The sequence below is a fragment of the Marinobacter sp. MMG032 genome, from assembly GCF_040112695.1.
In the GTDB taxonomy this organism is placed as follows: Bacteria; Pseudomonadota; Gammaproteobacteria; order Pseudomonadales; family Oleiphilaceae; genus Marinobacter; species Marinobacter salsuginis.
Window position 1 is genome coordinate 4,031,745 of the sequence record NZ_CP157802.1, and the last position, 13,232, is coordinate 4,044,976.

The 13,232-nt window shown below is 57.6% G+C and carries 11 protein-coding genes; 8 read left to right on the top strand and 3 right to left on the bottom strand.

Translation table 11 applies throughout. The annotated features are described in order from the left end of the window. Positions 1–111 precede the first annotated feature (111 nt). Positions 112–1,152: an FAD:protein FMN transferase gene (locus ABNF92_RS18525; protein ID WP_349342964.1), complete on the top strand. Its 1,041-nt coding sequence runs from the start codon at positions 112–114 to the stop codon at positions 1,150–1,152. 21 nt (positions 1,153–1,173) lie between these two features. Here ABNF92_RS18525 and ABNF92_RS18530 read toward each other — a convergent pair whose 3' ends face one another. Genes ABNF92_RS18530 through ABNF92_RS18540 form a run of 3 tightly spaced genes read right to left on the bottom strand, consistent with a single transcriptional unit; the run spans position 1,174 to position 6,475 of the window. After that, positions 1,174–2,733, bottom strand: a complete 1,560-nt coding sequence (locus ABNF92_RS18530) for a hypothetical protein (protein ID WP_349342965.1) — start codon at positions 2,731–2,733, stop codon at positions 1,174–1,176. A 12-nt stretch (positions 2,734–2,745) separates the two neighbouring features. Beyond that, positions 2,746–5,211 (bottom strand): LamG domain-containing protein, encoded by a 2,466-nt coding sequence (locus tag ABNF92_RS18535; protein WP_349342966.1) that lies wholly within the window; start codon positions 5,209–5,211, stop codon positions 2,746–2,748. 31 nt (positions 5,212–5,242) lie between these two features. Further along, positions 5,243–6,475 carry a hypothetical protein gene (locus ABNF92_RS18540; protein ID WP_349342967.1) on the bottom strand — a complete coding sequence of 411 codons (1,233 nt, stop codon included), beginning with the start codon at positions 6,473–6,475 and terminating at the stop codon, positions 5,243–5,245. Positions 6,476–6,645: 170 nt separating this feature from the next. On the opposite strand from ABNF92_RS18540, the gene ABNF92_RS18545 reads away from it, so the two are divergent. The 7 genes from ABNF92_RS18545 to ABNF92_RS18575 are packed head-to-tail and all read left to right on the top strand — an operon-like array spanning position 6,646 to position 13,213. After that, positions 6,646–9,336, top strand: coding sequence for a hypothetical protein (locus ABNF92_RS18545; RefSeq protein WP_349342968.1), 2,691 nt, complete (start codon positions 6,646–6,648; stop codon positions 9,334–9,336). Positions 9,337–9,358: 22 nt separating this feature from the next. Continuing rightward, positions 9,359–10,111: an SH3 domain-containing protein gene (locus ABNF92_RS18550; RefSeq protein ID WP_349342969.1), complete on the top strand. Its 753-nt coding sequence runs from the start codon at positions 9,359–9,361 to the stop codon at positions 10,109–10,111. After that, a complete protein-coding gene (locus ABNF92_RS18555; protein ID WP_349342970.1) occupies positions 10,081–10,725 on the top strand; it encodes an outer membrane beta-barrel domain-containing protein in 645 nt (214 codons plus the stop codon). Before ABNF92_RS18550 ends, ABNF92_RS18555 begins: the two co-directional genes overlap by 31 nt. 11 nt (positions 10,726–10,736) lie before the next feature. Continuing rightward, complete coding sequence (locus ABNF92_RS18560) at positions 10,737–11,240, top strand: TlpA disulfide reductase family protein (RefSeq protein ID WP_136631838.1); 504 nt, start codon at positions 10,737–10,739, stop codon at positions 11,238–11,240. 18 nt (positions 11,241–11,258) lie between these two features. After that, positions 11,259–11,495 carry a DUF4266 domain-containing protein gene (locus ABNF92_RS18565; RefSeq protein WP_349342971.1) on the top strand — a complete coding sequence of 79 codons (237 nt, stop codon included), beginning with the start codon at positions 11,259–11,261 and terminating at the stop codon, positions 11,493–11,495. A 10-nt stretch (positions 11,496–11,505) separates the two neighbouring features. Continuing rightward, the gene (locus ABNF92_RS18570; RefSeq protein WP_228715180.1) at positions 11,506–12,642 is read left to right on the top strand and encodes a DUF3570 domain-containing protein; all 1,137 of its coding nucleotides are present in this window, start codon (positions 11,506–11,508) and stop codon (positions 12,640–12,642) included. Positions 12,643–12,661: 19 nt separating this feature from the next. Beyond that, the gene (locus ABNF92_RS18575) at positions 12,662–13,213 is read left to right on the top strand and encodes an AraC family transcriptional regulator (protein WP_069183333.1); all 552 of its coding nucleotides are present in this window, start codon (positions 12,662–12,664) and stop codon (positions 13,211–13,213) included. Positions 13,214–13,232 lie beyond the last annotated feature (19 nt).

Here is a 13,232-nt window from a genome sequence, read left to right on the forward strand (position 1 = left end):
CCATACTGCGGCTGGCTCGCACTCCATTCATCCTCCTGCGCCACTTTTTATTGGCGTAGACGGGGGGATGAGGGGGGAGTAGGAGGGGGGAGCCACCGATGGCGGTGAGGAGTGGATAACAGACATGGTGAACCAAGAATGATGGATGAAGGATTCCGAAAGTGGTTTCGGCGCACCCTGGCAGTGTCAACCTGCCTTTGGCTTGCTGGCTTTGCGGGCGCGGCCAGCGCCGAGTGGTACCGGTTTTCCGACACCGCCATGACGACGCCCATCGAACTGGAGTTCTGGGCAGAGGATAAAGTGCTGGCCGACCAGGTCGGGGAAGAGGTGCTGGCGGTTTTTCATCAGGTTGATGAGCAGATGAGTCGCTACCGGGAGGACTCGGAAGTTTCCCGACTTAACCGCAACGCCGCCAATGGTCCGGTTGCCGTCAGTGACGGTCTTTTCGAAGTTATTGAAAAGGCACGGGAGGTGTCGATTCTCAGTGATGGCGCCTTCGACATCACCTTTGGTTCAGTCGGTTACCTGTACGACTTCAGAGCCGGTAAGAAGCCAACGGAGGACGAGCTTCGATCCAGTTTGCCCCGGGTGAATTTCCGGGATGTGATTCTTGACCAGGATGCGCAAACCGTTGAATTTCGCCAGGAGGGGATCCTGGTGGATCTGGGCGGTATTGCCAAGGGCTATGCCGTTGATCTGGGCATCGAGCGCCTGGTCAGCTCTGGTATCCGCCATGCCCGGCTGAGTGCCGGCGGCGATATGCGGTTACTCGGAGACAAGCGGGGCCGCCCCTGGTACGTGGGCATCCGGGATCCCCGCTCAGAGGGGCGTAACGCGGTGGTTCTGCCACTGGAGGACGTGGCGGTGTCCACCTCCGGCGACTATGAGCGTTTTTTCGTGGATGAAGCGGGCGAGCGGGTCCATCACATTCTGTCTCCCGAAACCGGCAAATCCGTTCAGGGTGTTCAGAGCGTGACCATCATTGGCGAGGATGCGTTGACAACCGACGGCCTTTCCACGGCGGTCTTCGTACTCGGCCCCCAAAAGGGGCTGGAGATGATCGAGCGTTTGAAGGGTATCGATGTAGTTGTTATCGATGATCAGCGCATGATGCACGTGTCAGAAGGCCTCGTTCCACCCCAGTCAGACTAGGGGTGGAACGAGCGGTTTCGGCTAGTTCCCGATCGTACCGTTTACAACATTCGAGAAGGCTATCAGGCTGTCCTGGGAGGTGCCATTGCCCAGCCCGTGGCCGCTGAAACGGCTGCCGAAGTCAGCCTGTTCCCCATGTAATGCCATGTAGTTGAGCAACACGGTCTGAACCAGCTGATTGACGTTGTTGGCCGCCGGACTGGAAGCGGTTTCCACCGATGCATCAGAGCGCATGAAACCGATCTGCCTGCGAATCGGGGTGGGGCGGCCGGCCGGGTTGTAAACCAAGAAGAAGGAGGCAGCCGTCTGCTGGTTGTCGCCGGTCCATTCGCCTTTGCCGCGACCGTCCATGGAATCATCAATCCGGCCGTTGCTCGATACCGAACCGTCACTGAATACGTAGAGCATCAACGGCATACCCACCCGGGCTGCGTATTCCAGGCAGGCGCCCATACAGCGGCCGGCCTGCTCGTCACGACGTTCGCCGGTTCCGCGCTCTCCCGTGTGGTAGTCGTAGCCGCCCATCGTGATTGTGCCGGCACCGGCGTAGCCGCTCAGAACCAGCTTCATGACAGAGGCAGTTTTACGGAATTCGCGGTTACTGTTGAACTCATCGCGGCTGAAGATGCCGGTGGGGCCAACGATTTCGAGGTCCAGCTCCGGATCCAGGTCCGCCGGGTTGCCGAATCGGTCGGCGAGATCGGCGCTCTTTACGTAACCACAGCGGACCAGGTCCTTGACGACTTCATCCGTGGAGATACTCGTGTTGACCTGATTCATCTTGGCGTCACTGATCCGCTGGATAGACTCCATGACTGCAACAGCATCTTGCTGATCCAGAATGCCGATCAGGTCCCCCACGTCCACCAGCCCAGTGACGTCTGACGGCCGGTCAATCTTGGTGGGGCGAACCTCCGGATTAATCAGATTCATGGGCGCCAACGAGTTACCGCCGGATTCAGAGCTTTGGGAACCCACCAGAGAGAGCAGGGAGCCGTCGGCACCTGCGCGATGGATACCATACATCGGGTTGTGGGGGTTGTTGCCAGTGTCGTTTTCCGAGCGAGCCGCAATAATGGCGCCGTCAGTTGCTGCGCGGGTTCCGGCACTGGTGCTCTGCAGGATGCCTCGCAGGAAGCCGCTGTCCGAATGGAAAGCAAGACCCAGCTCGGTGTTCACGAATGCTGGGTCGTTGGGCAGCATGTCTCCCGGAAGGCCGAGTTTGTTGTAACCCGCGGTGCTCAGGAAGTCCATCTGCCCCCCGGATTTGCCCATCAGCACGTTAGAACCGGCAATATTGGCGCCGCCCGCCAGGTCGAAACAGATGAACGGGATCTTGCCTGCGCCCTGAACCGCTATGCCACAGCTTTGCTTCAAGGTTTCCAGGTCGGAAGAGAGCGCTGCGGACGCCATTCTGGGATTACCGAAGAGGCTGAACAAAGACGCCCCAAACACGGTTGCCGAGCCTGCCATAAGGCCCTGCGCGATAAACTCGCGACGTGTTCTTGGCTTGCCGTGGTCGTCGTGGAGCAGTGGGCTGCCGTTGGCCAAAGGCTTTTTACGTGACTTGCGTATAAACATGATCGGCTTCCTCTACTGAACCAGGGTGGTGGCACTGCCAAGCACTGCTGCGCAGCTTGCCTTTACGACCGTTTCTGTGCGGTCAGGCTCGCAACCCGAGCCACAGCTGGTCAGTCTATCCATGAGCGAACTGAGCTCAGTTTCGATTGTGCTATCACCAGGCTGTGATGCCAGGTTGCTGCCCACGAACCGGGACAGCAGCGGCCCGGTTACGAGGCTCTTGCCGCCGTGGTCGAATGCCGTGCTGGCCGGGGCGGAGAAATCGAACCCGGGGAACATCTGGTCCCGAAGCTGCGCATTGGAGACCAGGGCATCGCAATACTGAATGGCCATCTGAGTAACCGCCATCTGATGAGAGGACAGGAAACCCTGGATAGTCTCCACCGTGGGCAATTGCTGCTTTACGGTGGTGTACGTGTTGAATACGGCCTGATTGGTCGTGGGAACACCGGTCATTCGCGACATGGACTCGTTGATCTCGTCAAAGGTCTTCAGGCCGATCTCCGATGACGGAGGCAGATCAGCGGGTTCGGGTTGAGGCGGCAGGGACGGTTCAGAGCGGGCAAAGGGGTTGCCACCCAGTTGGTCGAACGTCAGGAAGAACTCGTCGTTACCCGGACCGTTTTCCAGAGCAATGATGGTGCCCAGGGGCGACAGCGGTTGCCCGGTGCCGGGCTCATAGCTGTCACTGTCAAGGACAACGTCCAGATTCGCCCAGGCCTGTCCTACGGTCGCTTCTTTGCCATTGATGCCCAGTCGCATGCCTCGCAGCGCGATGTTTGACGGTTCGGCGGTGTCATCCAGGCTGATGAAGAAAGGACTGGTGAACCGGTACGCGTAACTGTCGAACTGGCTGACTTCGAACACAATGAAACTCTCGGGCACGTCGATCAGGTGAGAGACGCCGAACAACAGGTAGAACTTCTGGCCCACGCCGACTTCGAAGTTGGCCTGGACCTGCTCCGGTGTCAGCGCACGATTATGGATGGCAACCATCCGGATCGCGCCCTGCCAGGGGGAATTGCCATCAGTTTCGTTGCCCAGCACCAGGGCGAAGCTGTCGTCCCATTCTGTCAACAGTCCACCGTCGTCCGGATCAACATCGCCGGTTGGAACGCCATTCACGAAGATCTGACGCCCGGTCGCCGGGGTGTAGTTCACCACAACGTGCTGCAGGGTTGCCTGCAGAAGCATGTCGGCGTCCTGGGTCGCGAAAGGCGTATTTTCGTCACTGGTGGTGCTGCGGTGCAGTACCTCGTAACGCTGGAGCGACTGGCTCAGGGTAACGTTGCGCGTGGTGGATGAACCCGAGTAGGTCACGATGCGGGCATCTTCCTGAGTAATATTTCCCGGGGCGACCCAAGCTTCGATGCTGTATTCACCGGAGCCGGTCAGCAAAGTGTGGAGCTTGCGACTCGCGGTGGTGCTGCCCTGGGCCTTACCGGCCGGGACCATAAAGCCCTGTTCGTTTTCGCCGGCCGGGCCAAGGTCGATGCCCCAGCCGCCAACCCAGTCGACATTTCCGCTGAGGGTCAGGTCCAGCGCCGGCGATACGCCGCTGGTGTCAAAGGCTGTCTGGCCTTCGCCAAACTTGAATTCGTAGAGGGCAATCACGTTGTCCTCAAAGCGGCCTCCGGAGTTGGCAAGCAGGCCGTCTGCCTCGAGGTTGAGTGCCTTGCTCGCTACCATCGCCGGGTCCACGGGCTGGGCGCTCAGGTCCTGGACCATTTCAAGAATCTTCAGCTCCATCAAATCGGCGGAAGCTTCACAGTCGTCGCCCCAGCAGTTATGGAAGTCATAGCGCAGGCGCTCAACCAGGCGGGATGCGCCCGGGTTCATCGGATCAATGCGGCTTTTCGCCTGATCGTAGGCGGTGGTGACATCGGCACTGGCGATGTAGGGGGTCTGACCTCCGTCCCCGTGGCAGTCACTGCAATACTGTGTGAGTACCGGGTATACGGTGCTGGAGAACAGGCCAGGGTCGCTGGGCAGGGCAACCGTGGCACCCGGCTCTTTGAGGGCCGGAGCGCGGAGTTCGACAGTTTTTGCAGAGCCTTCAGAGCCGCCGGCCCAGTTGGAAATATAGGTGGTAAGAATGTCCACACACGCCGAAGTGCTCTGCAGCCAGCAATTATGGCCACCAGCCACCTTGGTCACCATTGTAGACTGGGATGGATCTGAAAGATTAACAATCGAGTTTGCCTGGGCATAGGCAAGGTTGACGTCCTGCTCGTTGACGAACGTAGGTGCCTGACCACTGGAGCCATGGCACGCGCCGCATTTATCCTGGGTAACCAGGTTGTCCCAGACGGTGCGTTTGAAGTTGGCTACATCATCCGTCGCAGGAGCAGGCCCGTTGTAGGTAACCGTACCGGAATTCTGGGAGGTATTTGGCAACTGCTCCGTGGATTCGCCACCACAGGCTGAAAGCAGAAGCGCCAGGCCAGTGACAGCAAGGACCGATTCGAGGGAGCTCATGGAAATTCCTTTAAATGTGTTCATAGCGTCCTCACTCCCCCATGCAATACACAGCGGATTCTGCGAATACCTGCTTCAGGTCATATCCCTGGCTTGCGAAGCTGGCAACCATACTGCTTACCTGTGAACGGTCCGCGCTGTCTGATGGCGGTCGGAGACAAACATTCTCGAACACCTTCTTGACCTGGCACTCTGCAAAGGCGTCTGAATGGGCGAATTCCCTGCCCAGGCTCTTGGCACCGCTGCCGGAACCCGGCAACGAGGGATCCCATCCCAGCCGGCGATTGGCGCCCTGGCGCCAGTAGTTATCCCAGCTGTCGTCAGGCGTTACATAGCCCTGCTCGAAAGTTGCAGAATTGATATGGTACTTGGCCTGAACCCGGGAGCCGGTCTCAGGATCCGTTTCGCCCATGGCGTTGTAGACCAAGCGGCCCAGCTCGCCATCAGGATCAGTATTGGCGTTGTATTCGTAATCGTAATAGGCAAACGCCTGGGCCATCGGGTCCATGCCGCTGTGGCAGCCAACGCAGTTGTTCAGGAATACCCGGCTGTCCCCTCCCGGGCTGCGGGACACGTCCTGGCGAATGCGATCTGGCGGCAGAGTAACGTCCGCTACCTGCTCAAGGTCGTTGCACATGTGGTTGATCAATGTGAAACGGAACATGGCACGGTTGGTACCGGCGCTGAAGAACGCCCGGGCTGAGGCTCTTGATGTAATCACGCCAGCGGTGGCCGAGGTGGGGAGGCCTGTATAGGTGGACTGGTTTACCCGCTCCAGGTTGTCCTTGAGGCTGACTCCGCTGTTCTCCAGGGATTCGTAGTGATCGTTGTTGCTGGTGGAGTAGTTCGGCAGATTGAGGGAAGGATCGCCGATATACAGCACATCGTCATACAGGACTTTGCGGAAGTCTTCCCGGTCCCGCACCAGGCCGATCACTGTGGCTATGTAATCATTGAGCGGAACGAATTTTGACATGGCCTCGTTGGTCCAGGGGGCGGCAAAGTTCTTGAGGGTCACGTTGTAGAAAGCGGGGTCATTCATGGCAATGAACGCAGCCGCTTCTGGGTCCGATGGAATCAGACTGGCCATGGAGTCCAAGACACTCGAGGAGGGAGGGACGCCGGCAATCCGGTCATGGATTCGCTTGGCCTGCTCCCTCGGGCCAGCCTGGGCAAAGCCTGCCTGTCCAGACACCAGCGCTACGAGAACTGCGGTACTGCAAGCCTTGATAATGAGGCTTCTGATCCTGTTCCGGCCGGTCATGTCCTTTTCCTCGGTGATCGTTAGCAATCGCACATTAATGCCTTTTGACATTTGTTAAAAGTTTACGGCTTGCTATATCCTCCGTTTTGAGTTGTAGGCCACGTTATTACATTAGGTTACGTAAAAGCCTTGGAGCCTGCCCTCGGAACCGACTTAATTTATGTCATGGAATGTCATCCGAAACAGGGTTTGTCGCGTTGGAAATTAAGTCATCAGGTCTCCCGGCCAGTCTCACTGCTCGCTTTGCGGTTGCGCTCGGTTCTGCGGCGCTGCTTTCTGGCTGTCTGTCTAGCAGCGACAGCCAGCAGGCGGACCCGGTCGTCGTCGAAAACCCTGTAGCTTATGTTGAGCGGGCCCTGTTGTTTGAAGAGAACACCGGTACCCTGGTGGAGGACAACCTGGCGGACCCTTCGGCCTTCCGTCCCGGTGCGAGGTTGCTTCTGCAGGCGAGCGCGAGCCCCGATGCCGAAACACGTGATATTACTGCCAGGGCGTTCGCCGGCCCGCAATTTCTCGATGACAACGGCCAGCTGCGTTACGACGTGAAAGATCTGCACGTTTCCCACGATGGCTCCCGGCTGCTGTTCGCCATGCGGGCGCCGGAAATTGAGGACGCAGACGACGAGGATCAACCAACCTGGAATATCTGGGAATACGACGCCACTACCGACGGCCTGCGCCGGATCATTGATTCGGATGTTACTGCCCGGGCCGGCCAGGACGTTGCGCCTGCCTATCTGCCCGATGGAAGAATCGTTTTCTCCTCCACCCGGCAGCGCATTTCCAAGGCCATACTGCTTGACGAGGGTAAACCCCAGTATTCAGGACTGGATGAGGAACTCGATACAGAAGCCTTTGTTCTGCATGTGATGGATGATGATGGCCAGAACATTGAGCAGATCACGTTTAACCAGAGCCATGATCTGGACCCCATGGTGTCGGATGATGGCACCATTGTGTTCAGCCGCTGGGACAATGCTGGCCAGACCCGTAACAACGGTCTAAATCTCTACCGTGTCAATCCCGACGGAACCGGTCTGAGCTATCTTTACGGCCGCCATTCCCACGACTCAGTGCCTGAAGCTAACGGTATTCAGTATCTTCAGCCTCGCAAGTCGGACAGCGGCAATCTGTTGGTTCAGCTAAGACCCTTTGAGAGCAATGATTATGCCTCGGTGCTGGCGGAGGTAGACGTTGAACAGTTTGTCGAGGCGAATCTGCGCATCGACGGAGCCGAGGGAACGGGTCAACAACCTCTGGTTCCCGGAGTGGGTCTGGACGGGCAGCTATCGTTGAAGGGCAGCTACGCATCGGTTTCTCCCTTGCTGGACGGGACCAACCGTTATCTTGTGAGCTGGACTCCCTGCCGTTTGCGGGAGGTAGCAACCGACCGGATTGTGAATTGCACGGATGATCGCCTGGAGTCGGAAGCGTATCTGCCCGCTGAGCCCGTCTACGGTCTCTGGCTTCTTGATATCAACAGCGAAACGCAGCGGCCGGTGGTTCCACCGGTGGAAGGTGTCCAGTTTGATGAAGCGGTCCTGATGAAAGAACGGCCCCTGGAAGGCTTCATTCCTGAATCGCAGTTTGCTGGTCCAGAAGGCGCGCTGAAGGATGCCGGTTACGGCGTTCTGCACATCCGCAGTGTGTATGATATCGATGGTGTCGATACCACTCCTGCAGGCATCGATGTTATGGCCGATCCGCTGCAGACACCGCCCGAAGATCGTCCCGCCAGATTTTTGCGTCTGGAAAAACCCGTCGCCATCCCCGATGAAAACGTCCGGGATTTTGATAACAGCGCGTTTGGCCGGAGCCGCGCTCAATTGATGCGGGAAATCCTGGGTTACGTGCCGATCGAGCCGGACGGCTCCGTGAAGGTGGCAGTGCCGGCCAATGTCGCGTTCGCCATCAGTGTGCTGGATGAGCAAGGCCAGCGAATCGGTGCGCGGCACCAGAACTGGCTGACGGTGCGTCCCGGTGAAACCCTCGAGTGCGCAGGCTGCCACAACCCGAACAGTCCTACACCCCATGGCAGGCCGGATGCCGGACCTGATCCCGTATGGGGTGGGGCAGCAACCACCGGTATTCCGTTTCCGAATACCGACCCGGGCCTGTTCGCCGATATGGGTGAAACCATGGCCGAGGTGTTTGCTCGCATCAACGATATTCGCCGACCGACGCCGGATGTGATCTATGCCGATGAGTGGTCCGGTGATGCGGTGGATCCAAAGCCTGACAGCTTTTCCTATGCCTATGGCGAGCTGCAGACCCCGCAGCCCATATCCGGCGTTTGCGCCAGCGACTGGGCGCCGAATTGTCGGATTGTCATTAACTACGAGCAGCATATTCATCCGCTCTGGAGCCTGAATCGGGAGGTACTTGATCCGAACACCTTGGAAGTCGTGGATGACTACACGTGTACCAGTTGCCATAGCAACAGCGATGCCGCGGATATGCCCCAATTGCCGGCGGGTCAACTGGATCTTGGCGATGGACCCTCGCCAGACGAACCTTTGCATTTCAACGCTTACCGCGAACTGCTGTTCCCGGACAACGAGCAGGAATTGGTCAACGATGCTTTGGTTGATGTACTCGTGGATTCCGGAGAAGTTCTGGAGGACGAAGAAGGTAACCCGATTCTGGATGCTGAAGGAAATGTGCAGCCGATCATGGTGACGGTCCCAGTTCAGGCTTCAATGTCCGTCAACGGCGCCCGTGCCAGTAATTTCTTTGATGTGTTTGCCGAGGGGGGAGCGCACCACGATTTCCTGACACCGTCGGAGCTCAGACTGATCGCGGAATGGCTGGATGTTGGCGGCCAGTATTTCAACAACCCGTTCGATGCCCCGGAAGACTGATCCAAGGACTGACATTCGCGCCATGCCCATTGCCATTCTCGTGTTTCTGTTGTTTTTTCCGGCCCATAGCTGGGCTGGCTGGCTGTGGGGTCAGGGTGACGAGGACGTCGCGCAAGTGCAGGTGACCGAACCTTACATTGAATGGCGAACCGGCCCGGCAACTGGCTATCCGGTTTTTCACACCAGCGAGCAAGGAGAGTGGCTGACCATTCTTCAGCGCAAGACAAGCTGGCTCAAAGTTACTGACTCCCGGGGCCGGGAAGGCTGGGTAGCTGTTGCCGATATCGCACAGACAGTGGACGCCACGGGTAACCGGGTGGATCTTCAGGTCCCGGATTTTGATTCTTTCAGTGATCGGAGGTTCGAGGCCGGTTTAATGATGGGCGAATTTGATGGTGCCGCCGTCACCGCCGGTTACGGTGGTTTCTGGATGACTCGGAACCTGTCTGCCGAGCTGTGGGCCTCCCAGATTCTGGGCAGTGCGTCGGAGATTCGGAAGGTCGATGCCAATCTGGTGCATCAGCCATTTCCACACTGGCGGGTATCCCCCTTCTTTACCCTCGGGGTCGGGCATATCTGGGTGGATCCCAAGGCCACCCTGGCTGAGCCGGAAGAGCGGGACAACGCTATCGGCCATGCCGGCCTTGGCATCCGGGCCTACATCACCGATCGATATTTCATCCGTGCCGAAGTGAAGGACTACAAAGTGTTCACTACCCGGTCCACCAACGAAGAAGCGACAGAATGGAAAATCGGACTAAGCATCTTTTTCTGAAACCAGCGTGCCTCGCGGCAGGGCTATGTGTAGCGGGTGTTGCCCAGGCCCAGGATGATCGGCCGCTGATCGAGCCTGACGTAACCCCGGTACCGGTTACCGAGGCAATGATCGACACCGAGAACTTTGAAATCGGCGCGTTTGTGGGTGTCCTGAACATCGAGGACTTCGAGTCGTCACTGCTCTATGGTGGCAAGCTCACCTATCACCTCAGTGAGTCTTTCTTCTTCGAGGCCGGAATCGGCTTCGCGGAGGGCGGAGAAACCAGTTTCGAAAAGTTGGCGGGTAACGTTGAAGTCCTCACAGATAGTGAGCGGGATTACAGCTATTACAACATCAATCTGGGCTACAACGTGCTGCCGGGGGAGGCCTTCCTCACCGAAAACTACGCGTTCAACACCAATTTCTATCTGATTGCAGGGGTAGGAGCCACCGATTTTGCCGGTGATACCCGCTTTACCCTGAACGCCGGTGCGGGCTACCAGGTGCTGTTGACGGACAGCGTTGCCGTTCACATTGGCGTGCGACAGCACTACTACCGAATCGACGTTCTGGGGGCCGAGAAAACCTCCATGAACACCGAGGTCAGCACTGGCCTGTCCGTCTTTTTCTGAATACAGGAGCAATGGTTATGAAAGCATCCATTCAATCACTCGCAGTCGCAGGCATTCTGGCCTGCCTGAGCCCGTTGGCGGGCGCCGAGGCAATCAATGTTCCGGCTCCGGATTTCACTCTTGAAAGCCGTTCCGGAGAGAACCTGAGGCTGGAAGATCACCGTGGGGAAGTGGTGATGCTGAACTTCTGGGCTTCCTGGTGTGGGCCCTGCCGCCAGGAGATGCCACTGATGGATGAGTTGTATAGCCAGTACAAGGATCTTGGCTTCACGATTCTGGCAGTGAATGTGGATGAGAATCGGGAGGAGGCACATCGTTTTCTGGACAAGGTGCCCGTGAATTATCCGATCCTCTACGATCCGGAGAGCTCGGTTAGCGAACTGTACGAAGTGCAGGCCATGCCCACCACGGTGATGATTGATCGTGATGGTAATGCGCGGTATCTCCATTACGGATACCAGCCGGGTTACGAAGACGAGTACGAACAGCAGATTCGCGAACTGGTGCGCGAGTAATTTTCGGACGGGACGTTTATGCGTAGTTTGTCGATCTTCACTGTCTCCGCTCTTCTGGCCGCCACGTTCGCGGTTTCCGGATGCAGCTCAGTCAAGCCATGGGTGAAACCTTACGAGCGGGATAATCTGGCGGACCCGTTCATGAGCCTGAGTCGTCATGGCAAAGCGGATTCCTACATGCACCACGTCTATCAGGCTCGGGAATCTGCCCGGGGGGCTGAAGGCGGTTCGGGAGGTGGTTGTGGCTGCAACTGACAGAAGACAGTTGGTGCGGTCAGGGTGCCTCCTGCTTGCACTGGCACTGTTTGGGCATTCTGCGATTGCAGCCACCCTTCCTGTCGACAACGTTGACGTTCTGTATCACCGCTATGACGGCGGGGGCATGGTCATCGATGGCCCATCGGTGTTGGTTCGAAAGGGTATCGGTTCCCAGGTTTCCCTGTCAGGCCAGTACTATGTCGATTCCGTTTCAGCGGCCTCGGTAGACGTTCTGGCAACGGCCAGCCCTTATGAGGAAGAGCGCAACGAATACACCTTTGGCGTCGATTATCTGCACGATAAATCCATTCTGAGTCTGGGCTTTACCAACAGCACGGAAAACGATTACGAAGCCAATACCGTCTATTTCTCGGTGAGCCAGGAATTCTTCGGGGGCATGTCCACGGTTACCATGGGCTATGCCAGTGGCTGGGACGAAGTGGGCCGGGTTGGCAACGATTCCTTCAGCGAAGAGGCCGATCGTCGCAACTATCAGCTGGGCCTTAGCCAGGTTGTTACTCGCAATAGCCTGGTAGGTGTCGATCTCGAAGTGGTCACGGATGAGGGCTTTCTGCAGAACCCCTATCGTCAGAATCGCTACATTGATCCCAACGATTCCACTGCGTTCCTGTACCAGCCGGAGCGTTATCCGGAAACCCGAACCAGTACTTCCGTGGCTTTGCGAGCGTTGTACTATCTACCGTACCGGGCCTCGATCCGAGGGGAATACCGCTATTTTTCCGATACCTGGGGCATCAATGCCCATACTGTCGAACTCGGATACGTTCACGGATTGAACCAGCACTGGACCCTTGAGGGCTCAATCCGCTTTTACAGCCAGAATGAGGCGGATTTTTACAGCGATCTTTTTCCGTTCGAGAACTCCCAGACTCATCTTGCACGGGACAAGGAGCTCAGCTCTCTCTCGGGGACAACCCTGGCAGCGGGCGCCGTCTATGAATGGAAGCAGACGTCGCTTCCCGGCATTGATCGCCTGCAGTTCAGCCTTCTGCTGGACTGGCTGAATTTTGATTATGACAACTTCCGGGATGTAACCGCACCCGGCGACTATCTCCCCGGAGAAGAACCCCTTTATTCCTTCGACGCGCTGGTCACCCGGGCGTCGTTGATTCTTGAATACTGAACATGCAGGAAGAACGACCATGGCCACTTGCTTGAACCATCGATTTCCGGCTCTTTTGGCAGCACTGACACTTGCACTGACAGGGCCTGTGTTCGCCCAGACAGATACCGGAGCAGATGACGATGATACGGCCGTCGCCGAACAGGTGGAGGCGTTGAAAAAGAAGGTGATCCGGCTGAACCGGGACTTGTTCATCCTTGAAGAGGATCTGTTGTTTCCGGCCAACACCCAGGTTGCGGTGTTTCTCAGCGTGGATGCCGGAAAGTTCCTGAAGCTCGATGCAGTGAAGCTGAAGGTCAATGACGAGATCGTCGCCTCTCATCTCTACACGCAGCGCCAGGTCACGGCTCTTGAACGCGGCGGCATGCAGCGGCTGTACGTGGGTAACCTGAAAACCGGAGTTCACCAGATGACGGCGTTCATCGAGGGAATCGGTCCGGATGAGCGTCCCTACAAGCAGGCCGCGTCCCTGGAATTTGAAAAGGGCACCGGTACGGCCGCTCTGGAGATCCGCGTTGAGGATCGCTCTTCCAACTATCAGCCTTCCGTATCCATCGTGGAGTGGGAGTAAATCGCGTCGTGGGATTGAT